Source organism: Oceanisphaera avium (assembly GCF_002157875.1).
Classification (GTDB): Bacteria; Pseudomonadota; Gammaproteobacteria; order Enterobacterales; family Aeromonadaceae; genus Oceanimonas; species Oceanimonas avium.
This window is the reverse complement of sequence record NZ_CP021376.1, coordinates 215,694-240,805: the sequence shown is the minus strand read 5'-3', so window position 1 is coordinate 240,805 and position 25,112 is coordinate 215,694. Positions and strand designations below refer to the sequence as shown.

The 25,112-nt window shown below is 44.8% G+C and carries 25 protein-coding genes and 1 pseudogene; 7 read left to right on the top strand and 19 right to left on the bottom strand.

Annotated elements, in window-relative coordinates:
• Nucleotides 1-76: 76 nt before the first annotated feature.
• Both CBP12_RS01145 and mads1 read right to left on the bottom strand, forming a co-directional pair.
• Nucleotides 77-2,971, bottom strand: coding sequence for an SNF2-related protein (locus tag CBP12_RS01145; protein ID WP_086962157.1), 2,895 nt, complete (start codon nucleotides 2,969-2,971; stop codon nucleotides 77-79).
• Complete coding sequence (gene mads1, locus CBP12_RS01140) at nucleotides 2,958-3,158, bottom strand: methylation-associated defense system helix-turn-helix domain-containing protein MAD1 (RefSeq protein WP_086962155.1); 201 nt, start codon at nucleotides 3,156-3,158, stop codon at nucleotides 2,958-2,960. The genes CBP12_RS01145 and mads1 overlap by 14 nt, the downstream gene beginning before the upstream one ends.
• Before the next feature lie 157 nt (nucleotides 3,159-3,315).
• On the opposite strand from mads1, the gene CBP12_RS01135 reads away from it, so the two are divergent.
• The 5 genes from CBP12_RS01135 to CBP12_RS01115 all read left to right on the top strand — a co-directional run bounded on the left by CBP12_RS01135 (nucleotide 3,316) and on the right by CBP12_RS01115 (nucleotide 5,839).
• Nucleotides 3,316-3,753: a hypothetical protein gene (locus CBP12_RS01135; RefSeq protein WP_086962153.1), complete on the top strand. Its 438-nt coding sequence runs from the start codon at nucleotides 3,316-3,318 to the stop codon at nucleotides 3,751-3,753.
• A gap of 12 nt (nucleotides 3,754-3,765) precedes the next feature.
• Nucleotides 3,766-4,293: a type II toxin-antitoxin system MqsA family antitoxin gene (locus tag CBP12_RS01130; protein ID WP_086962150.1), complete on the top strand. Its 528-nt coding sequence runs from the start codon at nucleotides 3,766-3,768 to the stop codon at nucleotides 4,291-4,293.
• Nucleotides 4,286-4,744 (top strand): preprotein translocase subunit SecB, encoded by a 459-nt coding sequence (locus tag CBP12_RS01125; protein WP_086962148.1) that lies wholly within the window; start codon nucleotides 4,286-4,288, stop codon nucleotides 4,742-4,744. The genes CBP12_RS01130 and CBP12_RS01125 overlap by 8 nt, the downstream gene beginning before the upstream one ends.
• A 283-nt stretch (nucleotides 4,745-5,027) precedes the next feature.
• Nucleotides 5,028-5,234 carry a hypothetical protein gene (locus CBP12_RS01120; protein ID WP_086962146.1) on the top strand — a complete coding sequence of 69 codons (207 nt, stop codon included), beginning with the start codon at nucleotides 5,028-5,030 and terminating at the stop codon, nucleotides 5,232-5,234.
• 203 nt (nucleotides 5,235-5,437) lie between these two features.
• A complete protein-coding gene (locus tag CBP12_RS01115) occupies nucleotides 5,438-5,839 on the top strand; it encodes a hypothetical protein (RefSeq protein WP_086962144.1) in 402 nt (133 codons plus the stop codon).
• Between the two features lie 301 nt (nucleotides 5,840-6,140).
• On the opposite strand, the gene radC is transcribed toward CBP12_RS01115, so the two are convergent.
• The 8 genes and pseudogenes from radC to CBP12_RS01080 form a co-directional block, all read right to left on the bottom strand.
• The gene (gene radC / locus CBP12_RS01110) at nucleotides 6,141-6,638 is read right to left on the bottom strand and encodes a RadC family protein (RefSeq protein WP_086962141.1); all 498 of its coding nucleotides are present in this window, start codon (nucleotides 6,636-6,638) and stop codon (nucleotides 6,141-6,143) included.
• 50 nt (nucleotides 6,639-6,688) lie between these two features.
• Complete coding sequence (locus CBP12_RS01105) at nucleotides 6,689-7,213, bottom strand: lecithin retinol acyltransferase family protein (protein WP_086962139.1); 525 nt, start codon at nucleotides 7,211-7,213, stop codon at nucleotides 6,689-6,691.
• Nucleotides 7,214-7,267: 54 nt separating this feature from the next.
• Entirely contained in the window at nucleotides 7,268-8,164 is an 897-nt protein-coding gene (locus CBP12_RS01100) for a recombination directionality factor (protein ID WP_232455101.1), read from the bottom strand.
• A gap of 17 nt (nucleotides 8,165-8,181) precedes the next feature.
• Nucleotides 8,182-9,144 (bottom strand): YqaJ viral recombinase family nuclease, encoded by a 963-nt coding sequence (locus tag CBP12_RS01095; RefSeq protein WP_086962137.1) that lies wholly within the window; start codon nucleotides 9,142-9,144, stop codon nucleotides 8,182-8,184.
• A gap of 75 nt (nucleotides 9,145-9,219) precedes the next feature.
• Nucleotides 9,220-9,903 (bottom strand): annotated as a pseudogene (locus tag CBP12_RS01090) (DUF932 domain-containing protein).
• Between the two features lie 102 nt (nucleotides 9,904-10,005).
• Nucleotides 10,006-10,173: a hypothetical protein gene (locus tag CBP12_RS13920; RefSeq protein ID WP_332454890.1), complete on the bottom strand. Its 168-nt coding sequence runs from the start codon at nucleotides 10,171-10,173 to the stop codon at nucleotides 10,006-10,008.
• Between the two features lie 151 nt (nucleotides 10,174-10,324).
• Entirely contained in the window at nucleotides 10,325-10,513 is a 189-nt protein-coding gene (locus CBP12_RS01085; RefSeq protein ID WP_086962135.1) for a helix-turn-helix transcriptional regulator, read from the bottom strand.
• A 39-nt stretch (nucleotides 10,514-10,552) separates the two neighbouring features.
• Entirely contained in the window at nucleotides 10,553-11,203 is a 651-nt protein-coding gene (locus CBP12_RS01080; protein WP_086962133.1) for an inovirus Gp2 family protein, read from the bottom strand.
• 491 nt (nucleotides 11,204-11,694) lie between these two features.
• On the opposite strand from CBP12_RS01080, the gene CBP12_RS01075 reads away from it, so the two are divergent.
• Nucleotides 11,695-12,612, top strand: a complete 918-nt coding sequence (locus CBP12_RS01075) for a hypothetical protein (RefSeq protein ID WP_086962131.1) — start codon at nucleotides 11,695-11,697, stop codon at nucleotides 12,610-12,612.
• 359 nt (nucleotides 12,613-12,971) lie between these two features.
• On the opposite strand, the gene CBP12_RS01065 is transcribed toward CBP12_RS01075, so the two are convergent.
• The 3 genes from CBP12_RS01065 to CBP12_RS01055 all read right to left on the bottom strand — a co-directional run bounded on the left by CBP12_RS01065 (nucleotide 12,972) and on the right by CBP12_RS01055 (nucleotide 15,827).
• Complete coding sequence (locus tag CBP12_RS01065) at nucleotides 12,972-14,294, bottom strand: tyrosine-type recombinase/integrase (protein ID WP_086962127.1); 1,323 nt, start codon at nucleotides 14,292-14,294, stop codon at nucleotides 12,972-12,974.
• A 357-nt stretch (nucleotides 14,295-14,651) separates the two neighbouring features.
• Nucleotides 14,652-15,113: a GNAT family N-acetyltransferase gene (locus CBP12_RS01060; protein ID WP_086962124.1), complete on the bottom strand. Its 462-nt coding sequence runs from the start codon at nucleotides 15,111-15,113 to the stop codon at nucleotides 14,652-14,654.
• A 276-nt stretch (nucleotides 15,114-15,389) separates the two neighbouring features.
• Nucleotides 15,390-15,827, bottom strand: a complete 438-nt coding sequence (locus CBP12_RS01055; protein ID WP_086962122.1) for a GNAT family N-acetyltransferase — start codon at nucleotides 15,825-15,827, stop codon at nucleotides 15,390-15,392.
• Nucleotides 15,828-16,016: 189 nt separating this feature from the next.
• Between CBP12_RS01055 and rdgC the strand changes: the two genes are divergently transcribed.
• Nucleotides 16,017-16,925: a recombination-associated protein RdgC gene (gene rdgC, locus CBP12_RS01050; RefSeq protein ID WP_086965259.1), complete on the top strand. Its 909-nt coding sequence runs from the start codon at nucleotides 16,017-16,019 to the stop codon at nucleotides 16,923-16,925.
• Nucleotides 16,926-17,041: 116 nt separating this feature from the next.
• Here rdgC and phoU read toward each other — a convergent pair whose 3' ends face one another.
• The 6 genes from phoU to phoR all read right to left on the bottom strand — a co-directional run bounded on the left by phoU (nucleotide 17,042) and on the right by phoR (nucleotide 25,109).
• Nucleotides 17,042-17,749 carry a phosphate signaling complex protein PhoU gene (gene phoU / locus CBP12_RS01045; protein WP_086962120.1) on the bottom strand — a complete coding sequence of 236 codons (708 nt, stop codon included), beginning with the start codon at nucleotides 17,747-17,749 and terminating at the stop codon, nucleotides 17,042-17,044.
• A gap of 8 nt (nucleotides 17,750-17,757) precedes the next feature.
• Nucleotides 17,758-18,576 carry a phosphate ABC transporter ATP-binding protein PstB gene (gene pstB / locus CBP12_RS01040; RefSeq protein ID WP_086962118.1) on the bottom strand — a complete coding sequence of 273 codons (819 nt, stop codon included), beginning with the start codon at nucleotides 18,574-18,576 and terminating at the stop codon, nucleotides 17,758-17,760.
• A gap of 55 nt (nucleotides 18,577-18,631) precedes the next feature.
• On the bottom strand, nucleotides 18,632-20,281 hold the full coding sequence (gene pstA, locus CBP12_RS01035) for a phosphate ABC transporter permease PstA (protein WP_086962116.1): 1,650 nt from the start codon (nucleotides 20,279-20,281) through the stop codon (nucleotides 18,632-18,634).
• A gap of 10 nt (nucleotides 20,282-20,291) precedes the next feature.
• Nucleotides 20,292-22,529 carry an ABC transporter permease subunit gene (locus tag CBP12_RS01030; protein ID WP_086962114.1) on the bottom strand — a complete coding sequence of 746 codons (2,238 nt, stop codon included), beginning with the start codon at nucleotides 22,527-22,529 and terminating at the stop codon, nucleotides 20,292-20,294.
• A gap of 152 nt (nucleotides 22,530-22,681) precedes the next feature.
• Nucleotides 22,682-23,650: a PstS family phosphate ABC transporter substrate-binding protein gene (locus CBP12_RS01025; RefSeq protein WP_086962112.1), complete on the bottom strand. Its 969-nt coding sequence runs from the start codon at nucleotides 23,648-23,650 to the stop codon at nucleotides 22,682-22,684.
• A gap of 145 nt (nucleotides 23,651-23,795) precedes the next feature.
• Nucleotides 23,796-25,109, bottom strand: coding sequence for a phosphate regulon sensor histidine kinase PhoR (gene phoR, locus CBP12_RS01020; RefSeq protein ID WP_086962110.1), 1,314 nt, complete (start codon nucleotides 25,107-25,109; stop codon nucleotides 23,796-23,798).
• Between the last annotated feature and the right edge of the window lie 3 nt (nucleotides 25,110-25,112).

Here is a 25,112-nt window from a genome sequence, read left to right as displayed (position 1 = left end):
AGCGGGAGGGGTGTTGTTGCAGTGATCATAGCCCCAAACTGAAAAAAGTCAATGCTGGTGTTGAAATTGATTGTCATCATTGAACCCTCCACCCAATGGTAAATAGGGTCTGTTGGCTGGTTTTTTTATTCAGTTTGCCTTCTAAGCTTTCAATAAGCTGTTCGCGCTTTTCATCTACTTCGTCTTGTTTATCAAACAATTCACGACGGCTTTTATTACGCTGACTTTCTAATTGGCGCTGCTGCTTTTGCAGAGCGAGCTTTTCTTCAAGTGTGGGGGCAATTTTTGCTTCACGGCGCACTTGTTTGATTTGCTTATCGAGCTCTTTTATAGATTGTTCAAGCCCTTCTTTTAAATCGTCTGCCCAAGAATCTAACTTGTTAACCTCTTGTTCGAAGAAGCTAAGATTGCGATCGTTGACTTGCTTTTCGATGCCAAGCCTCGATTGCTGTAACGCTTGCTGTAGCGCATTTTGATAGCTCGGATATAAGGCGGCAAGTTCTTGCTCACTGACTTCACTTTGCACACAGGTACTGAGCTGCATCAGCTTTTGCACTACTTCACTTGGTAGCTGGTTGCCATGCTCGTCTTGCGCAACGAACAATAAATGGTCTTCGCTACGCCCCAATGATTCGACACTGAATTTTTGTAAGCTTAGTACACCTGACGAACCCACTAAGGGTTCTAGCATACTGATTTTTGTTTGGTGGTTGCTGTAATCAAAAATTACGCTGGCAATAGGTAATTCACGTTGAAGCGCGTTGCTGATCACCCATTCTCCTAATGGGTGGGTGATACGGTAAACGTGGGCATTGGCTAATTTGCCATTTTCATTGCTGGCCCTTTGTTGTCCTCGGCGTACAAGTTGGTAGCAACCTGCAGGAGCCTGATTGATACTTTGATTAAGCGTAAAGCTATGGTTGCTTGGGTTGATATCTGCGATAGCAGCAAGCTCATGGGTACTGAGTTGCCAGAACCAGCGGCCTACTTTATCGAGGCGTTGCTGCGCGGCATCAAGCTGAATTTTCAGTAAGTCGTGAATATCTTCATCGAAATTTTCCAGCAGGAGCTGCTGGGTCTCGCGCACTTTTTGGTTAATGTCGGCTTCTAGCTCTTTTTGTAGCTGATCAAAAGCTGCTTCTATTTCTGCCGGTTGCCGACAAGTCTCGTATATATTTTGGATGCGTTTTTCAAAATCAATGCCAGATTCAATACTGCCTAGCACATCGTCCGATGCACCAAACACGCCATCGAACAGATGAAATTTTTCAGTCAGTAACTCTAAAACGCGCTGATCGGCTTTGTTTTCCTCGTTAAGAAAGTTAATCACTACAACATCGAATTGCTGCCCATAGCGATGACAACGGCCAATGCGTTGCTCTACCCGTTGTGGGTTCCATGGCAAGTCATAGTTAATCAGTAACGAACAGAACTGTAAGTTAACTCCTTCTGCAGCCGCTTCGGTTGCGATCATAACTTCGGCATGATGGCGGAAGTAATCAATTAGGGCGGTACGGCGGTCAATTTGCGGTGAACCACTAACCTTATCACTACCTTGGTTTTCAGCTAACCACTGCTGATAAACTTTGGTTGCTTCTGGATGGTTGTTGCTGCCATTAAAGGTGACTAATTTATCAGCAAAGCCATTCGCTTCGAGGAAACGAGCTAGGTATTCTTGCGTGCGCTTAGACTCAGTAAAAATAATGACTTTACGTGATGCACCCATCTCCTCCATTTTGGCAAACCCCTGATTAAGCGCTGTTAGCAAGGCTTGGGTTTTACTGTCGGTGGTGATGGATTTAGCCTGCTCGATATAATGCTCAAGCTCGGCTATCTCAGCATTGAGTAACTCAAAGTCAATGTCACTCTCAGGGGTATTGCTTTGTGTTTCTTCAACATACTCGCTGTACTCTTCTCCTAAATCATCACTTTCAACAAGCTCACTGATTAGATCGAGGTCGGATTTTGTTTGCACTTTAAGGTCAACTAGTCGGCGTTTAATCGTTTCGAGTGTATTGAGTACAGCGTGAGAGCTAGACGCTAGCAGCTTTCTAAGTATTAACCCTGTTAAATGACGCTGGCTTTTAGGCAGCGCATAGCTTTCTTCTTTTTCCAACAAGGCACTAATGCCCTCGTAAAGCGCCATTTCAGCACTTGAAGGTTTAAACGGTATGGTGAGTGTTTGGCGTTGGGTATAACGGACGTATTCGAGTACATCCTTTCGCAAAGTACGCTGAATAAACCCGGTAAGTCGTTTCTTTAAATGCCCTAGTGCACTTTCGTTGTTTACAAATTGTTGTTTGAAGCTTCTTTCATCACCAAAAATTTGGTCGTCGATTATGGTTGATAAACCATACAACTCCATCAGTGAATTTTGTAACGGTGTGGCGGTGAGTAATAACTTTTTACTGCCTTCCAAAGCTCGGCGTAAAGTTTGACCCATTCTGTTGCTACTACGGTGCGCATTACGCAACTTGTGTGCTTCGTCGATAACCACAATGTCCCATGGCTCCAACATTAGCTGTGTTTCCATACGCGCCGCATAGTGATAGGACATAATAGAAATGCACTGGTTGGCGAGCGGATTTCCTTGCCCATTATTGATGCTGGTGCGCCAAGTTTTTGCGTCTAAAATTTGCGTCGGCAGATTAAACTTCTCACCTAGTTCTTGTGCCCACTGACGTCGTAATGAGGCCGGACAGATGATTAGAATTTGGCGTTTACGCTCTGCCCAGTACTGTGACAGTACAAGGCCAGCTTCAATGGTTTTACCCAACCCAACTTCATCAGCTAACACAACCCCTTTGCTTAACGGGTTGTTTAAAGCAAAAAGAGCGGCATGAATTTGATGTGGATTGAGATCGACACTCGCATCGAAAAGTGATTGCGACAGCTTATCAACGCCGTTTTCAGCATGACGAATGGTTAACTCTTGCGCGAAGTACTTGGCTTGATAATCAGTTATTACCATTACCTGTTCCTTTACTTTGGGCTGCCTGTGAGCTAATCCATTCTTCCAGGTCAGATTTTTTAAAACGCCACGCATTACCAACCCGAAAGCCCGGCAATTCGCCACTGGCTGCAAGCCGATAAATAGTACGCTCATTCACTTTTAGGTATTCAGCCACTTCTTTGATGGTTAACACTTCATCACTCATGACGAACAGACTCTTGTTTTGTCGAAAAAGTACATTTAAGTGCAGTTTATGCTAGTGGCTAGCTGTGTCAATGTATTAGGCTAGGTTTCGGGTGGAGGCTTTGTTAGGCTCTCTGATACTGGATTGAAATCAATAAAAATTGGATAATCTTACCATAATGGTAAATAATACAATCAACGTAAGTGCCTACCAAGGTCAGCCCCCTACCAACGTGCAGGGTGGTCGAATTTACATCCAAGATGGCCCGCTTTACCTGCCAAGAGATGTACTGGCCTTACTCGATCTTGGAGACGAAAGCACTAAGCTAGTCACAACAAAGTGCCGGAAAGATGTTCAAGTAATGGGGTTTGATATTGCGGACGTAAGGCAGCTAGTTGATACCGCTTTGAACACGGGCAAATACTTAAAATCAGAATGGTGCTTAGTGGGCCAAACAGATAGTGCTAGGTCTTGGGCGGCTTGTGATGGTTACCGCTTGCTTCGTGATGAGTGGGTAGAACACGCGCATAAAGAGATGCGTATTGAATATTATGTAAAATTTGCGATAGGCAAGACCGGTAAGCTTCTGCTATTGGTTTCTTGCCATTTGTCGTGATGAGGATGTGTGATGAATAATCAAACTTGTCCAATTTGTGAAATGGGGCAGTTACACGCTCACAGTGAGTTTGTGACTGTTGAGCATCTAGGCCAACAAGGCCAAATTGAAAGCCGTTATGCTGAGTGTGACTACTGCGGCAGTGAACAAGCAGGAACCGTTGAAGCGCGCTTTAACAAGCGAGCCATGATTGCATTTAAAAAACAGGTGCAAGGCTTACTTACCGGTGCAGAGGTAAAAGAACTACGTAAACACTGGGGTTTAAATCAAGTCGATGCAGCCAAAGTGTTTGGCGGCGGTCCAGTGGCTTTTTCAAAGTATGAAGCTGACGATGTGATGCAGTCTGATGCAATGGACAAATTACTACGCCTAGCGGCCGAGATGCCGGCAGCGTTAGACAAACTGCTAGCGAAGGTTGGAGTTGCTCGTAAAATCGAGGTTAACTGGGAAAACGTCGCCGTGGTGAATTTTAGTGCGCATAAGCGTAAGACTAAGGTAATTAAATCGCACGAGCTCGAACGTGAGGCCTGTTATGGCTAAGGTAAGTGAAAAGCTACAACAGGCCATTGACGGCTTGGTAATCCAAGATGTGTATCTAAAGTCCAGCAAAGCCCATTGTGCCGAAGGCTTTGACCCAAAGTCGACTGAGCTTGATTCTTTGCTAGTGCAACAAATGCATGTGGTACACCGTAGTGAGCTTGTTCAGATAAATGACGATGGTCAGCTGGTACGTATTTATGTTCGCATGGGTACTCGATGGGTCAGCCAAATAGACAGTGAAGAATCAGATATCAAAGCTCATATTGAAGCTGACTTCATTGCTGAATATCAGTTAACTGCTGAACTTGAGCAAGATGCGATTGATGAGTTTGCATTAAAAAACGCCAGTTTCCATGTGTGGCCGTATTGGCGTGAATTTTTAAGCTCCCAATGCGAACGTTTACGCTTGCCAAGAGTAGTACTGCCTACGGTACAGTTTAGTAAGCAGTGATGAATAAGCTTGGCCTATTGCTCATAGGTCAGGCTTTACAGCACCAAAAATGTAACTAAATGATATTTCCCTCCCCTACTACCTCATTCTCCATCTAAATTGACGACTATCTGACTCAAGATGTAAATCGGTATAACATCAGCTTCAGACGTTATCAGCTTAGCTATTAGTTGAGAGCATTCATAATTGAGCTTTTTAACTCCCATCTGTAGAGCTTTGCTCAGCTAAAAAATACAACCGTTAACCGCTAGAAGTCTCCCCGACTTAAGGCAGAAGGAAAGCTATGAACGCCTCTAAACGTGAAAAAATTAAATTATCAGCCTTTAGTAACTTTATGCGCAATGCATCTGATCAGAAAAAAAGTGAGTTTTTTACTAAGGTTGCACAAGCCGCCATTGAAGAAGAACGCAAACTGATTGCTAAAGCACAGAGCATGAGTAAAGTCGATGTTGAGCAGCATGACGCTGAAGGCCATGATGCAAAAAAATAAGGCCTATGCACTTAGCCGTTCGCGTACAAGCTGGAACCACTTACGCGGCTCTTAACAAGCGAGCCATGATTGCTTTTAAACAGTTGGAGCAATAGGGAACAGAGTTACAGCCTAAACCTAGAACGCAGAGATGAAACTGATTTACTGCCTCCACTTTCCGGCGATAGGCTCTATAACAACTACTTAATAAAAGAGAACAAAAAATGAAGTTAAAATCACTACTAGCTATGACGCTGTTTTTTCTCACATCGAATGCCATGGCTAATGTAGATGCGTGCGTCGAAGATAAGGTAAACGCCTACCGTGCGGAAGTGGGTCAAGAAGCTGTTGTCCGTTATGACATGCTTGAAGAGTGGGAAGGTGAATGTAACGGTGGCGTTGCGGACGCATGCTTAGATAAAAAAATAGATGCGTATCGTGACGAAGTTGGTCCAGACGCTATCGTGCGTCACGACATGATTGAAGAATGGGAAGGCGAGTGTAACGACGGCGGTGCGGACGCATGCTTAGATAAAAAAATAGAAGCGTATCGTGATGAAGTTGGCCAAGACGCTGTTGTACGTTATGACATGATTGAAGAATGGGAAGGCGAGTGCGCAGGTTAAACATCTAGCTACTGACCAGAGGGCCTACCAAATGATAGGCCCGTCTTTTTACTCTTTAAGTGCTTTGGCCAACTGCTCCCAATCAACACGCGCTGAACTATTAGTTACTAGATCCCGGTGCCAGCCATGAACCATTAAGTCTATCGGCTGTTCCATAGCGTCGCGTAAAGAGCCTGCCAATGTATCTGTATCTTCATACCTTGCAGCTTGTTCCCAATACCCCAAGAACTTTCCTCATTAGAAAGCCAGTTATAAAGATTCCAGGTTTCCCAGTTGCGCCAGCCATTGTAATCTGACATTTTTATATCTCCCCTCTTCCGGCCAGTGACACACAGCCTTCTAACCCTAGGACCACATGATCCAAGGTACGGATATCGACCGTGTTGAGCGCATCGCGTAGACGCAGAGTGATAGCGATATCGGCTCTGCTGGGTTCAGGATCGCCAGATGGATGATTATGCACGAAGATCAGAGCAGCAGCATTCAGTTGTAGTGCTCTTTTTACTACTTCACGTGGGTAGACGCTAGCCGCATCTATGGTGCCTTTAAACAACTCCTCAAAACCTAGGATTCGATGTTGGTTATCAAGAAATATCGCAGCGAAAACTTCATACTCGTAGCTTTGTAGTAACGTTTGTAAATATTCAAATACGATCTCGGGACGCTCAATTTTACGGCCCTTGGCTAAACGTTTTCTGGATAGCTGTTGTGCCATTAGTAAGATATCTGCTTCAGTCACTGCTTCTTGCACGACATAGGTACCAGGTAGCTCACCTGATTTTAGTTTGTGGTAGCGCATATTAGATCTCCTATTAAATTAAGTTGTATAGAGCGAGTGCCAGCCACTATCTATCTATGCTTTAGCCAGCGGAATAGCTGGTTGATTCCGTAATTAATTAGTGTGTCGACAATCGTGACTGATGTGCCTTGCAACATATGACTGGATAGAGGTAATTGCTGACCTATTAGAAATGGTGATGGTAATTTTTGAGCGGTAGTTGGCGCGCCAGCAATCAGCCTCTGAAGTGACATACCCGAATTGATGGCTCGGGTGACTTGATGGCTGTAGGAAAAGCCCTGAATACACCAAATAACAAAGTGTTCGCAGTTATTTAGTAATACGTGATAATTCTCTTCCCCCAGCCTGGCATAAGCTCTGTCTACGCTTTCATGATCATCGTAATAACGAACTGGATGGTGTTTGATATGAAAGCCATTGCCTTGGGTAAAATCTTCTAGTGTGCTTAGCTCTATTCTGCCGGTTTCTTCACCTGACAAAGAGCCTGCATAGTGGATCACTTGGTTATCTCCTACGTAAAGCCCGTGATGGCTATAACCAAATCGGTACGAAATAAGATGGGTGCCTGTATTCATATTTAACAATCCTTAAATGGCAGATAGCAAAAAGGCCTGCTAGAGGCCTTTGAATTAGTGTTTAATGTGATTGCCCAAGCTTGTCACTAAAGCTGGCGGTACGTATGGGGGTGGAAAGGTAGCCGTGTCTTCTTCGTTACTGTCTGTCGCGGGATAGAACTCTTCCAGTAGCAACGGCACTTCTTCGGCGCTGTCTTCAAACTGTCCATTTTGCAGTAACAGTCGTGCAGTCTTTTCTAAGCTTTCACTATCAACGCCAGCTTGACGGTAATTTTCAGCCTCGAGTTGAGCGTTGCGTACTGCACTGATCAGTGTCTCTTCGTCCCGCAGGGTCAGATCAACGTAGTACACAGGGGTTCGATAAGACTGTGTGGTACTTTTGGCCCTTAGCTTAAGTAACAATGGCAGGTGTCGAGTAGCACCGGCACTCACAGCTTCGAAATAACGCAGTCTGGCGTAAAGGGTCCGTACTGAGTTGTAGCCAGTGGTTCGAAAGATAAAACTTCCTAACTCATCGTTCTGACCTTCAATTTGCACGTTTAGTCGGCCGTAGAGTTTGCAGCCTTGCTCGTAAGCAAAGCGGCAACGTTCTGGACTCGGGCAAGCCACCTCCTCTATTCCCTGTTCGCAGACGCGCTTAGCTATTTCTCCATTACCAACACAAAGTGGACGGCCAGTGCTGCGGTCGAAGGCGCTGTATTCCGCACGCAAGTTTAAATCACTGTCGTTAAACATAACCTGGGCCGGAATAGCACGGATCTTCCCATTGGCAGCGCTTTCAGAATACTGTTGGTGCAAAGGGTGCAGCATCCAACCATTACGATTTTGGATCTGAGTGGTGAGGGTGAAGCTGTCATCTTTCTCCGGTAGCCACTTATCATTTTTACTGATCATTTTACCGATACTGATCCGGCCAATAATGGGCGGAGTAATAGCGAGGCCTTTGATCATGATGAACTCCTTTGGGTTTACACCATAAAGCGACGACTACCAGGAATGGTTTTACTGCATTGCTGTAGCCACTCAGGATGCTGAGTCGTAAGTTTTTCTACATCAGGCATGACTCGATCTTTTGTTTTCTTCCAGCTGACTTTCCCTTCTTGAAAAACAGCGGTGCTAGCTGGGCCAAGAGAAGCTTGCAGCTGTTGCTTGAGTTGAGACTCACGGGCTTCAGCCTCTTCTTTCTGTTGGCGAGCGTTAAGAAAATGATCAAACAGAGTATTCATTTCAGATGAGTCAGATAAATCTAGGGTTTGGCTATCATCGGTGGGATAAAGCGCCTGTAAGGCCTTTGCAGCGTCTTCGGAGCCATCAGGCTCTGGTTGTGTGTCATTAGTCACGTGTTGCCAGAATGCGCGCTCACGAGCAATAAGATCGGCAATCTTATCTTCGTCTCGTGTTACACGATAAATACGAAAGTCTTGGCCAGCAATTAGAACGGCTACATCAGCCCAGGCGTGACCTGTTACGGCTAACTGGTGTAGCACTTGGCATTGATAAGCTAGGGGAATGCCTTCTTCCCAATGTTGAGCTGAGTGATAACCTGCCGTCTTTATTTCTAGGGTACCTATCCCATCTGCATGACCTAATACCTCGCGATCCAAGTTAGCCAGCATAAAAGGATGTTCGGAGTGTTGAAGCACCGCATTAACTCTGCGTACCTTTAGTCCTGTGCGCTTTGCGTATACATAAGCCAGCACCGGTTCTAGAGTTGAGCCCCAGAATACTGCCTCGTTATCGGACAGGTCAGCGGCAGGATGACGCTCTGTCTTCTCTAGCCACAGCGATAGCGGACTTTTATAACGAGATAATCCCAATGCAACGGCGGCATCAGAAGATGCGATACCGGATTGGCGTATCTTCAGCCATTGTTCATGTGTGAGAGCTTTCGTATCAGCGAGACGAAAGGCATTACCGTAACGTATTTTCATGATGAATCTCCTAGACGCATAAAAGCCCTGCTGGCGTAAACCAGCAGGGCTCTTTGATATGTTTGTTGGTAAGGGTTAGTTAAGTAAGGTAAGAGCCTGACTAAAGGCTTTCTGCTTAAGGTGGGCTCCGTTGCCAAACCAGGCAGAATCAAGACGATAGTCTTGGTTGCGAGCTCGGCGGTGATGGTCCACGAACTCAGTCATTGAATTTACGAGTCCCCAGGCGGTATTTTTACTGGATGCGAGTTCTGAGCCTAAGCCTGCGCCGTGATACAACTGCAGCAACTGTCTCATCGGCTTAGAGGGCGTGAGATCAGTCTGTTTCATGCAAGGGTCGTCCAACACCTCAGCAAAGAAGCGATGGGCCTCTTCGGGGCTTACAGGCCGCTTAGAAAGTTCTTTGATGTCATGTATGAAGTCGTCCCAACTAGACAAGCTTAACCCCAATGCCTCTTTTACTTGCTTAGGGTCAAACACAGTAGAGTGTGGCACTTTGATAGCTCCTGTTTTATTATTGACAGCAATTCTTAGTGTGTTGTTACACACCACTCGTACAGAGGTGAACTGAGCCGTTGTACATAGGGTACAGTCACAGCTGGTTGCTAGCAGTAGATACCCTTACACATTATCATTTCCCTTCAGCATCATGCTCTGGCCTGTCTTAGCGAGCGCCCAGAGCTTCTTACCTCCTTTCAATACGCCTGCCGCTTCTAATTCGAAGTCTCCTACTTCTACCAAGTCTTTGTAAAAGTGCAGCATCTCTTTTGGCTACACTACTTTGTACCGATTAGACACAACCGAGAGCGGCGCTAAGGTATGTGAGCGACACAACGCTTGAGCGCTATCATGGTTGCGTAAATACTAACCTTCTTCAGTGATATTAATCATCACATCACCTTGTTTAATAGACCAGTCCCCGCCTGCTTCTTTAAGCCAGACTGATAATGGTTGTTTACTCGTTAGTTGGTTTCCTAGGCCATGCCAAGGCGTTTGCCCCATATAAGCCATAGATTCAATTAAGTGAGACACAGCAATTACTCCTGATACATCTGTATTAGACAGAGGGAAGTGAAGGCTGGCAATAACCATGCTCAGCCTGTATCAAGAGATGATATATATCTGAAATTTATTGAAGTGAGCGTTGTTTTAACGACGGCTTTAACTAACTTTCTTAATAGGCTTAATGTACATTATCACGAGATTCTATTTTCTCAAGTATCCAGTCGTGTATCTCATCTTCTACCCAAGCCACAGCACGAGAACCTAAACATACCGGCTTAGGAAACGTCTCACTTGCAATGTATTTGTAAATAGTAGAGCGAGCCAAACCAGTACAGTCCATTACTTCTTTAATTTTAATTAGTCTCATCTGCTCATGCCTTAATCAATAAGTTTCACTTGAAAATGTTTACTTCGAGCTACAGCCAAAAGAACGCCCACCGTCTTCGGTGTACTTAGTCTCTTCTTTAGCTAGATAGTAAATCCTGTTAAGAAGCGTGTTGTATTGCTCTTCAAAGATATGGGCTAGCTCATTTTTATTTAGGGAGCACGTTGAATTATCAGGAACGTAAACTAAAGGAACAGCAATGTCAGGCTCTATACCCAAAGCACTTGCCCATGCTCTTATAGCAAGAGAACGCAATACAGGTTTGTTTTCTTTAGAGCTTACAAACTTAAAGTAAGTATCTTTATTCACAAAAACATGAACATGATAATGAACATTAACTGAAGTATCTTTTTCTCTTGCCCACACATATCTAACAGAAGTTTTATGAACCCTCACCCCCGACTTAATTCTTTTATTCATATCAGCTTTCACCATCTCTTTAAAAGAATCAAAGAATCTAGAAATGACACCTCTATCATTATTAATTTGATACCAAATTACTTTCTTACTATCTTCATCTGTGACCGGTTTGGGAAACCTCAAATCGAACCTTATAGAAAAGGTTCTAGGATGCTCGCTTAAGGCTCTATCCAAAGTTACTTTTATCTTGTTCTTGTAGCTCTTCTTATACCGCCTCTTACTAACACATTTACGTTTACTATATGTAGTCATTACTCGGTCTCTTATGTGGTTGCTCTCATAAGAGGTATCTCTTGGTAATAAATAATATCTATTATTGTTTTGATTGATGACTTACTGATACTACTGCTTATAGATAGCTCTATATATTAATTAAACAGACAGGGAGAGAGATAGAGAAAGGCAGGCTGCATCTGGTTTGCAGTGAATTTAAGATGGGTATTTCACTCTGGAGTTAGACCAGTAAAGTTACTAGTAGAAGTAGATAGTGAGTACTGCATGACTTTAGGCATTAATGAGTCGAGAAGGTGAGCATGGTGGCTAGCTATGGTTATAGGAAAAGATACAAAGTCCATTCCTTGCTATTTTATTATGAAAAAACCAGGTTCACGTAGCCCCATAAGTTCAAAGCAACTTTAGGAACATAACATGAACACTTGTGTATAAATATGAGATGAAGAAGGTTTTATCTAATTTTACTATGGTATAGTTACCGTACTGTTACGTAGTGCACAGAGGTTGGCATGGCAAGACCAGAGCTTAATGTAGATGGTATAGTTCTTAATAATCCTGTTATCACTGATAGCGTTAGGCTTTGCAGGTTGTACATTAACTACTTACAAGAAAAGGGATTTGAGATTAACTATGAACATTCACATGGGGTTAATACTCATTGCAAAGCAATCAACAGCGCACTAATAAAAAGATGCAAAACTAGCAAGGAGGCTGATGGTTTAGTAACAACAATGCGTTCCGATATAAAGAAAAACTTCTTAAATGATAGCGCCATTGAATGGCTTAATGGGAGCGATAAAAACTGCTTCATTGCATGGGCCTTCATTAGAAGATACTCTAAACTTAAAGCCAACAATAATAATATGATTGATATAATTGGCGTTAATGATCAGTACAGTTTTCTAAATATAACGGATAACCCAACTACTCATGAGGAAGCATTTAATTTCATCGTGTACTTCATGGACTTTTGCAATTACCAACTGAGTGAAAAGCGACAGATAATAGAAAGCATAAAAGAATTAATAACTAATGGTGCTTGTTTTTTAAAAAAGCTAAATTTCATTAATGAAGACGACACTGTATGTGTAGAGTGGTCATGGAACTATATTGCTGACAACGACTTATCTTTAGATTTCATTCGACCTTTAAATAACTATCTTAAATTTCACTCTGTATTTTCTTTTATTGCCCTGTGGGATGTAGAAGATAGTAAAAAAGAACTATTTCTACTAAAAATGAAAGGTGCCTGGCGACAAAAAAAACTTAGAATGGATAACAAAAATAACAAGCTAATTAATACATATATTAGCAAAGAGTCTAAACATATGCTGGGTGAGCTTATGGACAAAAAAGAGGTGACAATGAAGAAGGTGTTAGAGTGGGCAATAAGGAGTGAGTACAATAAATTTTTCAATAAAAAATAAAATGAATGGATAAAGACAGATGCGAGATGGCAATTACCTTGCATCTATCCACCTTACAAAAACCAGACATTAAGATTACAACCTCGCATCAGATTTTTTTATTATTAATTAAAACGCTACCTTATAAAGTAAAAACCAAGCAACCATCATGTTTTTATAAAAACGCCTCGCGTCCAGATTACCATGTTAGTCTAATTAAAAACTCACATAAGTTATTTTGTTTATTCATAACCACCACTGCAACTATAAACCACCCTTGGTTTCTGAAACCTAGGCACTTGATAGCCACACTACTTAATCAACTACTAAGTCATTGTCAAAAAAAAACTATTTATTACAATATCTCTCGCTACTTAAATTTAATTTATAGAAGTTAATTTACTAATATGCTCACCCAGCAAACGCCAGGCATCAGCCATCTCGTCTTGGTAGCTGTAGCGCTGGTAAATGCGTCTAACTTTGTTGTCATCCGTATGGTTAAGGCAGCGCTCTGCTACTTCAGGTAATACCCCTAAAGCGGTCATTAGAGTCGCACCTGTACGCCTTAGATCGTGCGGTGTCCACTTGCCGCCATGTGATAGCACCAAGGCTTCTTTATGCTTACTACGATTGGAATAAGCTTCCTGCTCACCTTGTTTTTGTCTATCACTTAACTGCCTAGTCACCGTCTTAGTGCAGATATGGTTATCACCAGCACGGTTTGGATAGCAGTAAACAAAGTCGCCATTGATGCGCTTTAACTCTAGAAACTTCTGCTTACTGAATTCTGACAAATAAACGGTGTGCAGCTTACCGTTTTTACTATTCTCCGGAGGGATGGTCCAGATACCCTTATCAAAGTCTAGATGCTTCCACTTCGCTGATAGTAACTCCCCTATCCGGCAGCAAGTAGATAAGCTAAGCCAGACTGCAATCTGAGAAGTCAGTAATAGGTTAGCTTTGGGTAGCTTCATAGCTAAGAGCTGGATCTCATCTTCACTTAATATACGGTCTCGCTCTACCGTCTTGCCGCCAATACTCGCTTTACGAAGACTAGCGGTGGGATCGTGCTCAATAATATCTCGATCAACCGCAAACCTAAACATTTGCCGCATTAATGCCAAAGCTCTCTTAGCAGTATTGTTTACTTGCCGAGCAAGAAGTTTATCGGTTACTAAGGTGATATGGCCCTTTTTCACGTCAGCAACATATATGTCGCCGATGATAGGCAGCACATCCTTATTAAACATCCGACGTATTTCTGCGCCACCATCTTTACGATTAACTAAAACAACCTGAGCCCAGTGCTCGAATAGCTCACGTACCGTAACTTGAGCCTCTACAGCAGCTCGCTCTGCCCTATCTTTAGCAAGTTGTGACTCTCGAGCAATAGCTTGAAGCTGCTCTTCCTGCTCAAGGTGCTCTTTTAGGTCGACGTACCCCTCTTTGTGTAACGATGCCAACTGCATGGCTTTCTGCCTGGCAACCGCCAAACTAATCAGGCCTTCTTTAGCTCCAAATGTACCAATAGGCAGTGTCACTCTTTTTTTGTTGGAGTTGGTATACTCAAAATAGAAGAGTCTCTCACCGGCAGGAGTTATTCTTGCAAGAAGAGAACCATGGCCCCAGATCATCGACTCACGTAGCCACTGGCTTTTGGAAGTTGCTTTTGCTCGTAATGATTTATCAGTGATATTAGCCATAAATTATAACCACCTAGATCCTGGTAGTGAATTGGTAGTGAATTGGACGTGGCTAATAATAAACATCTGTAGACGGGAATGGAAGAGGGATAACAATAAAACATTGTATTACAAAAGCTTACAAAAAACTCGTAGACAATGAGAGACAGTAATAGACTAAGATAGACACTACCCAACCCTTATGGGGTGTTAGGGGTCGGAGGTTCGAATCCTCTCACGCCGACCAAATCAAAAAAGCCACTTCTAAGAAGTGGCTTTTTGCCGTCTTTTTTCTGGCGTTTGTTTTTATAATCTCAATGCTCATCGACCGCAGAGTCTAGACTGCCTTGCGATATGAGTGGGTCATACAGCACCCTCTTAAACTCGACTTTCCATTAATAACACCTGCACTCGCTCACCCTTGCGCGCTAACTCTTTTTGCTCAACAAAGGTAAAGCCCATTCGCTCAAAAAAGGGCTTAGCGGTAATACTGGCTTCGCAATAGAGTCGCTTTAAGCCACGAGCACCCGCTTCGGCCTTAAGACGCTGCATTAAGGCGCGCCCTACCCCTTGCCCTTGGTGTGCATGATGAACGTAGAATAAGTCGATGCGACCGTCTTCAGCTAACTCGGCAAACCCTAATAAGGCCCGCCCCTCGGTCGCTACTATTGGATGAGTGCGAATAAAACGACTCACCCAATGGGGCGCGTCATATTCATCGGGTGCCCATACTACAAGCTCATCTTGACTATAATCCGCGTCATTGATGCGGTGCACGGTATCGTGGAGCAAACGCCAAATACTGCCCGCTTCGCCACTGCGGATTTTTCTAATTTCCATATCGACTCCTGCCACGAATTAGTGCGTCTAAACATAGTCTCTATATAGCCACACTTATAATTAATAAAAAAGACATCATAGAGTCATTTTCTACTATTTCTTCGTTTTTTCGCCGATTTTGGCTTGATTTAGCTACTAAATGACCGATTTATGAATAAGAAAGCCTTTGAATTAGCGCTTTTTATTCAGCCAAAATGCCACGCATAACACGCACTTAAATAGCAAAATGCAAAAGACGAAAAATAAGCATTATTAAGGACAGGAGATGACCCAGCCTTAATGGCTGTTAGCAGGAAGGTATCTTAAAAATAATATCGGCTGGCCACTGGCGGTATCTATTTCTTCTTTTACGACCGTAAAGCCTTGGCTTAAATAAAAATTCATCGCAATGTCGTTTTCACAATAAACACGCATTAATAATTGGCGGCGTTTATTTTTTACGTTGTTCAACAACTGGCGGCCTATCCCTTGTTGTTGGCAATCGGGGCGCACGAACAAGGCCGCCACATAATCATCAAGTAACGCGACAAAGCCCTGTATATCTCCTGCTTGATCCCATAGCCAAATTTCTGCCTCGGGTAAATAACGCGCGCGCAGCGCTTCTTGTTGCTGCCACCAAAAAGCCGCAGGAATAAAGTCGTGCGCTTGCAAAGAAGCTAATAACCAAATGTCATGAATGGCTTGCTCATCTGTTGGCCTAGCAGCTCGTATCATCAAAGCACTCCAGTGGAAGAATAAGGGTGGAGACTAAGTTAAATGAGTGTATCTATCATCTAGGAGTCGGCGCGGCATTTTATTAGGCACTGTGAGCCAGATCAGTCACGGCTCTTTGATAATGACTGCCTGATCACAAAGCCAGTTTGCAGTACAATGCCTTTTTTGTGGCTCGCTATCGAGGATGCTATGTGGTTTAAGAACCTGCAGATTTATCGTTTTACCCGCCCGTTTGATGTGTCAGTGGAAGATCTGGAAAAGCAGCTCGAAGCCCTGCCCTTTACCCCTTGTGGTAGCCAAGAGCAGTCTAAATTTGGTTGGGTAGCGCCTTTGGGTAAACAAGGCCAGGCCATTACTCACGTTGCCGGTGAGCAAATTTTATTGTGTGCGAAAAAAGAAGATAAGATGCTACCAGGCTCAGTCATCAATGACATGGTGGCTGAAAAAGTAGAAACCATTGAGCTTGAACAAGGCCGCGCGCTAAAAAAGAAAGAAAAAGACGCCATTAAAGAAGAGATTATTGTCGACTTATTACCCCGCGCCTTTAGCCGTTTTCAACAAACATTTGCCTGGATCAATCCTCAAGATGGTTTTATTGCCGTGGATGCTAGCTCGGCGAAACGCGCCGAAGACTTATTGGCTTTATTACGCAAAAGCATTGGCTCACTGCCCGTCGTCCCCTTAGCCATGACTACGCCACCTGAGCTCACCCTGACCGAGTGGCTAAAAGATGGCACGGCACCGGCCGGCTTTGCTCTAGAAGATGAAGTAGAGCTGCGCTCGGCACTAGAGCATGGCGGTATTATTCGCGCCAAGCAGCATGACTTATTAAGTGAAGAAATTAAGGTGCATTTAGAAGCCGATAAACTGGTGACTAAGTTAGCCCTTAATTGGGCAGAAACGGTGAGCTTTATTTTAAGCGATGATATGAGTATTAAACGCTTAAAATTCTCAGAAGAGTTGCGCGAAGAAAACGACGATGTCACCAGTGAAGACGCCGTCGCCCGCTTTGATGCCGATTTTGCCTTAGTTACCGGTGAATTATCGCGTTTTATTCCCGATCTTATCGCCGCCTTAGGGGGCGAAGAACAGCGCTAATTTTATTGACTTAGAAAAACGGCAAAGCTGGTGCTTGATGCCGTTTTTTTTAGCCTTCACTTTAATCACTTCTCAAAAGAAGGTACAAAGGACTCTCTTTGTGATATGACTAAAGCTTAAGAGTCTAAAAGAGTGTAAATATCTTCATCACTGCGGTGGCGTACATCTTTTCCTTTAACGAAATAAATAATGTATTCGGCAATATTTTGCACTCGATCACCCACCCGCTCTAAGGAGCGGGCACACCACAATACATTTAATACTTGGGGGATGGAGCGCGGATCTTCCATCATAAAGGTCATTAGCTCACGAATAATAGACTCGTACTCGCGATCCACTTTGGCATCTTCTTTATGCACTTCAATGGCCGCTACTACATCCATGCGGGCAAAGGCATCCAACACCTCATGTAGCATTTTTACGGTGCGCAGTCCCATATTCTCCATCGACACTAAAGGTGGCTGTTTCTTATTAGCATTATCTATCACCATCATGCCAATGCGTTTTGCCACATCGCCAATACGCTCTAAGTCGGTAATGGTCTTAATAATGGCTAATACCAAGCGTAAGTCCGACGCTGCCGGTTGGCGCTTAGCAATAATACGGGTGCAGTCTTCATCTATGTCGACTTCAAGCAGATTCACTTGCTGATCTTTTGTCACAATTAGGCGTGCTAAATCTAAGTCTTGAGTATGAATGGCACTAATGGCATCAATTAACTGCTGCTCTACTAAACCACCCATGACCAGCACCTGATTAACAACCTCTTCTAGCTCAGTATTAAACTGGCCAGAAATATGCTTTTTTAAATTAAGATTATTCATAGGTATCCTTAACCGTAGCGGCCGGTAATGTAATCTTCGGTTTTTTTCTGACTTGGTGTGGTAAACAAGGTGTTGGTGTCGGTATATTCAATCAGCTCGCCCATGTACATAAAGGCGGTGTGATCCGATACCCGTGCCGCTTGCTGCATATTATGGGTAACGATCACCACACTAAATTGTTGCTTTAGGGTATTAATCAGCTCCTCAATCACTAATGTAGAAATAGGATCTAGGGCCGAAGTGGGCTCATCGAGTAATAAGACTTCGGGCTCAATGGCAATGGCGCGCGCTATCACTAGTCGCTGTTGTTGCCCGCCTGATAAGCCAAAGGCATTTTCTTGCAAGCGGTCTTTCGCTTCATCCCACAACGCAGCCGCTCGTAGTGAGCGCTCTACAGCGTCATCGAGGCGGCGTCTATCGTTAATGCCTTGCAGACGCAGGCCATACACCACATTTTCATAAATGGACTTGGGAAACGGGTTAGGCCGCTGAAATACCATACCTACTTGGCGACGTAGTGCCGCTACATCCACACCTTTTGCATAAATATTGTGCTCTTGTAAGCGAATTTCACCTTCAATTCGACAGTTTTCTACTAAATCATTCATGCGATTAATACAGCGCAGTAACGACGACTTACCACATCCCGAGGGCCCAATAAAAGCCGTGACTTGGCCTTTAGCAATATTCATGTCTACATTAAATAGCGCCTGTTTAGCGCCATAAAATAAATTAAGCTCACGAATTTGCAGCGCCGTTTGCTCAGCCGTTAATTGCTGCGGATCCAGTGTTTGAGCGGTATTGTGACTCATGGCTAACTTCATCATCTGACTACCTTAAACTGTTCGTTAAATTCACCAATAACTAGAGACACTGAGACGTTTATTGATCGAGTGCGCGAAATTTTTCCCGAAGATGATTACGAATACCGATGGCGGTTAAATTTAAGCCTATGATCACCGTCACCAATAAAAAAGAGGTGGCATACACGAGCGGCCGTGCCGCCTCTACGTTAGGACTTTGAAAACCCACGTCATAAATATGAAAGCCCAAGTGCATAAATTTTCGCTCTAAATGTAAATACGGAAAGTTAGCGTCCACAGGTAAGCTGGGTGCCAATTTCACCACCCCCACCAACATTAAAGGCGCCACTTCACCGGCAGCGCGGGCGATGGCTAAAATAAGCCCCGTCATAATGGCTGGGCTCGCCATAGGAATAACAATCCGCCACAGCGTTTCAGCTTTCGTGGCCCCTAACGCCAGTGAGCCTTGGCGTACTGCACTTGGAATGCGCGCTAAGCCTTCTTCGGTAGAAACAATCACCACCGGCAAGGTCAAAATGGCCAAAGTGAGCGCCGACCATAAAACACCGGGCGAGCCAAAGGTGGGCGTAGGGAGTGATTCAGGATAAAACAACTGATCTATTGAGCCCCCTACCATGTACACGAAAAAGCCCAAGCCAAATACACCATACACAATGGAGGGCACGCCTGCTAAGTTAATCACCGCAATGCGGATCATCTTAGTGAGATTATTTTTCCCTGCGTATTCATGCAGATAAATCGCTGCTACTACTCCTAGTGGCGTGACAATAATCGCCATTAAGATCACCATAAACACAGTACCGAAAATAGCAGGAAATACGCCGCCCTCGGTATTCGCCTCTCGGGGTTCACCACTGACAAATTTACCGATTTGTAAAAACCAATGCCCTGTTTTGGCCAACAGACTCATGTCATTGGGCCAAGTGGCATCTAGCACATTGCCCAATGAGATAGTAACCGGTTCGCCGCGCATATCACGCACTACCACGCTGTCCCTTGCGGCCTGCTCTCGCAGCGCAAAGAGCTGTTTTTCCAACACCTGATAATCGGCTCTTAATTGGCGCTCTTGGGCATGGATATCAGCCAGCGTCGCCTCACTTATCTGTCCATCTAGCTCTAAGCGGCGCTGTTTAAGGCGTAGTTTTTCTAGTTGATAGTTAATGGTGCCAATCTCGCCATTTTGCAGCGACTTAATCTCACTATTAAGCGTGCGTACCCGCGCTATTCGAGCTTTTAATTGCTCACGCACATCGCCATCTAATACGGTATCTGCTTGCTGTATTTGCTCTACCACCCCATAAAAATTACCGTGGGTAGCACGCTCCAATACCACTAAATTAGTGGGTTGTTGACGTGCTAGAATGTTGGTTTCTAATAACCAGCGAAAATCGAGTGGCACAAATTCACGATTACCAGTTTTAATTAAATAACGATTCAGCGTTTCGCTATTTACATCTTCAAGCGCTAAACCGGCACCGCGCAGTTGAGCTACTGGCACTTGCTCGCAGTCATGAATTTCACCAATCACTCTATATTGCTCACCTTGTGGGGTGCTTACCTGCCATTCATAGATACTGTGTGGCCAGAAAAAGGTTAAACCGCGCCAACCTATTAGCAGTAATAATCCTAATACTGCCACCAAGCTAATACTGACGGCCCCGCCGGTCATCCAAATCCAAGGCGTGCCAGACTTAAACCATTTATTCATTAAGTTGCCTCTACATTGAACTGTATTTGTCACGCAGTCGCTGGCGAACAAACTCGGCAACCGTGTTAAATAAGAAGGTGAAAACAAAAAGCAAGAATGCGGCTAAAAATAGCACCCGATAATGGGAGCTATTGACTTCTGCCTCCGGCATTTCCACCGCAATATTAGCGGCTAAGGTACGCATACCACTAAAGATGCTTAAGTCCATCACCGGAGTATTTCCTGTGGCCATCAGCACTATCATAGTTTCACCGACTGCTCGGCCCAGCCCCATCATCACCGCCGAGAAAATTCCAGGGCTAGCGGTGAGCATCACCACTCGGGTTAAGGTTTGCCACGTAGTGGCACCTAAGGCTAAGGAGCCATGAGAAAGATGGCGCGGCACTGAAAATACCGCATCTTCGGCAATGGAGAAGATAGTGGGGATCACCGCAAAGCCCATGGCAATGCCTACCACCAAAGAATTGCGCTGATCAAAGCCAATGCCCAGTTCATTGGTTAAAAAGCCGCGGGCATTGCCATTAAATAACCAGGTTTCAAGCCAAGGACTCAGCGCAAATGACAACCAACCTACCAACACCACCAGCGGCAGTAATAAAATAGCCTGCCAGCCTTCGGGTACCCGATTGCGCAAATAGGCCGGTAAAAGCTGCCAACCAAAGGCCATCAATAGCATCGACATCGGCAGCAGCACTAGTAAAAGCACCATGCCAGGCAAATGGCTTTCAATTAATGGCGCCAGCCATAGTCCAGCTAAAAAGCCTAAAATCACCGTCGGCAGTGCTTCCATAATTTCCACCGTGGGCTTTATTACCTTTCTAAGTCCTGGAGACATAAAGTAAGCGGTATAAACGGCGCCGGCGATGGCAATGGGAATAGCAAATAACAGCGCATAAAAAGCGGCTTTAAGCGTGCCAAAGGAGATAGGAATTAAGCTTAATTTTGACTCAAAATCACTGCTACCCGAGGTAGACTGCCACACATATTGCGGCTCGGAATATCCCTCATACCACACCTTAGTCCAGAGCGCTTTCATGGTGACTTCGGGGTGTTCGTTTTCAACATAGAAAGTAGATATTTTATCTTTGTTTTGTAGCAGCAATAGGGAATTACGCGGCGATATGGCAAGTGCCGATACCTCGCCTTTCGCTAGGGGGGCAGAAAATAATCGCACACCGCCTGTGGTATGAAATATATCTAAATTACCGCTACTGGAGGTGGTAACAAAGCCCTTACGATTGACCTCTGAGGTGATATTAGCGACCGCACCGTCAGTGGCAAAATCACGAATAAAAGTAAATTCACGCTTACCCGCGCGCGCCACTTCAAACCACTGAGATATGATGCCGTTATCGTTGGCCACTAATAGGGAATGACCACCAGATAATAAGCTAAGCGAGGTAATATTAGCGCCGGGTGCATTCATGGTGAGCACGTTGCGCAGCACTACCTTATTGATATTGCGCACATCATACACCCACACCTCATTGGCGCTGCGCGCAAATAAGAAGCGCAAATTAGGCGTTAGCAATAACTGTTCCACGTCAGTGGGTAAGCCTGAGAGCTGTACTTGAGTAGAGCTCAAGGTTAGCTCGCCCGTCATCAAGTTTTGTTTAGCGCTAAAGCGGGTCAACACACCTGCGCCAGATTCGGTGATGGCTGCCACTGCTAAGTCGTTTTCCTTAGCGGCGATGCTTAGCTGAGCGAGGGTGCGCTGCTGTTTATCTACCACTAACGGCGCTTGGCCAAACGGAAAAGCTACCTCAGGTTGAATAACGCGCGTATTTTCAGGGTAGCTAACATTAAATGTGGGCGCTAATACCTTAATCGCGCCCCCCGCAATGCCATAGGCCACCATATTTTGACTCAGGCTGCGAGCACTGATACTAACTGGCTCATCGAGTTTAAAGTCATAAATTCGCTTACCTTGCTCAGGCAAAGAGTAAAAGCTCACGTCACCGCTGTCACTAAAGCGATACACCAGCTCGTTTTGTTCCTCTACTCCTAACAGCAGCGTCTTACCTACGTCATCGCCAGCATTAAGCTGTAGGCTAAATTCGTGGCCCGGTTCAACGCGGGCACTATCGAAGATAGGTTTAACCACATAGAGTAAATAAAAGAAGATCAGCAACAGCATGACCAATACCAAAATACCACCGGCAGTGACGCCAATTTGTGCTATTCGATCGGTTAGCCAACGCTTACGATTACCCGCTAAGGTGAGGGCTTGTTTGCTCGCTGTTGACATGGTTCACCTCAATAAATATCCAGTGCGCCTATAATAAAGGCTCCAGATGACAACTTTGTGACAAAGGCAAAACATTGCCCTGCTCATTCAGACATAAAAAAGCCCCGAGTATGCAGCTCGAGGCAGAAGGTAAGGTTGAGTTAATACAAGGCCTACTCTAATCCTAACTTTTTCAAATCAGTGGCGGCCACACTGGCGGGCACTGAGACATAACCATCTTGACTCACTATGTCTTGGCCTTGTTGAGAGAGCATTAACTTAACGAATTCGGCTTCCATTGGCCCTAATGGCTTATTAGGGTGCTTATTGACATAGACATATAAAAAGCGCGATAAAGGATAATCACCGCTAATGGCATTTTCTGAATTAGCCGCGATATAGTCTGTTGAGCCAACCTTCGCTAACGGGACGGCTCGTACACTCGAAGTGCTATAACCTAAGCCCGAGTAACCAATGGCGTTTAATGAAGACGACACCGACTGCACCACAGAAGCAGAGCCAGGTTGCTCGTTGACATTATTTTTAAAATCACCTTTACACAGCGCCTGATCTTTAAAGTAACCATAAGTACCAGACACCGAATTACGACCATAGAGCTGAATATCACGCTGGCTCCAGTTACCCGTTAAGCCCGTCTTACCCCATTGAGTAATTTTTTCTGAGCGGCCACAAGCCAGAGTACTAGAAAAAATAGCGTCTACTTGATCCAAACTTAAACCTTCAATCGGGTTATCTTTGTGCACAAACACCGCTAGCGCATCAATGGCCACGCGCACCGGCGTGGGTTTATAGCCATAGCGCTTTTCAAAGGCTTCAATTTCGTTACTTTTCATGGCGCGACTCATGGGGCCAAATTGCGCCGTACCTTCGGTAAGTGCGGCGGGGGCGGTAGAGGAGCCGGCCGCTTGAATTTGAATATTTACGTTAGGGTAATAACGGGTGAACGCCTCGCCCCATAGCGTGGCCATATTGGCTAAGGTGTCTGAGCCCACCGACGATAAATTCCCAGAAATGCCCCCCACTTTCTCATAGTCAGCTAAGCGGTCTTGGCTTGCCAGTGTCGACGCTGAAGCCAGCATCGCCGTTAAACCCAGCGCCATTACTAAGGTATTGCCTTTCATCACTTTCTCCATCTGAGTCGCTTCCATTTAGATAAGGCCAGTATCACCGGCTTAGATGACAGACAGATGAAATAATCGTGACCAACCGATGAAAGATCACTTTAAACTAGCCATTAATTAGTGTGACTAAGCAAATAATTGCTACTTACTCAAACAGATCACGCTTGGGCTTAAACACTCGGTGCTCAGGTAACATAAAACTAAAGCAGCTGCCTTTATTGGGCTCGCTAGTCATCGTTAATTGAGATTCATGGTGGGCCAGTGCGTGCTTAACGATGGCCAAGCCCAACCCCGAACCGCCGGTTTGGCGACTGCGCGCTTTATCCACGCGATAAAAACGCTCAGTGAGGCGAGCTAAATGCGCCGCCGGTATCCCCTCACCCTTGTCAATAACCGCAAAGTAAGCCTGTTGCCCTACCCGGCACCATTGCACCTTAATGGCACAACCGTGGGCGGTATGGCGAATGGCGTTATAAACCAAATTAGATACAATACTGCGCAGCTGCTCAGCACACCCCAACACCTGTAATTGGTCATCTACTTCAAAATAAACATCATGCTTTTTTTCACCACTTAAGGCATGCGCCTCATGCTCCAGCATAGAAAGCATACTAGGCACATCCACCACTTGCTGCGCATCTTCAGGGCTTGATGCTTCAATGCGGCTCAGTGTCATTAACTGTTGCACCAGTGCTTCCATGCGTAGCGTTTGCTCTAACATTACAGCCTGCGTCTTTTGCCACATGTCAGTTGCTGGAGGTTCTTCTAATAATTCCAGATAGCCCTTGAGCACCGTTAGCGGAGTGCGTAATTCATGGGACACATTGGCTACAAAATTTTTACGCATTTGCTCAAGGCTGCGCAAACGAGTGATATCGCGCACCACTAATAACAGCTGGTCTTCAATATAATCCATCACTCGAAACTCAAGCAGCGTTTGTTCGCGTTGCGGCGCACTAAGCTCCAATGGCTCTTGAAACTCTCCGCGCTCCATATAGGCGATAAATAAAGGCGCGCGGATCAAGTTGCCAATATGCTGGCCAGCGTCATCTGGCCAGCGAAAGCCCAGTAATTGCTGGGCAAGCTTATTGCACCAAATAATATTGCCATCGTGGCCAATTACCACGGCGGCATCGGGTAGCGCTTCTGCGCCTTGGCGAAAACGGCGGATAAGGCGTGCTAATTCACGACGGCGGGCGCGCTGGCGTTGTTGCTGTCGATAAAGCCCGTTAAAAATAGACTCCCAACTGCCCTTGCCATGAGGCGGAATTAAGCTGCGGTCTCGCCATAGCCACACTTTTAATTTGTGTTGAAAGCGATAGTGCCATAACAAATGTAGCACTGTGGCACACAACAGCCCCAGCGCCACTCTTTCTATCACTAAGCTCAGCACCAAGAAAGCGCCATAAAAAAAGACTAACCGCGCCCATAAACCACGACTGGACTCATGTAACTGCATAGT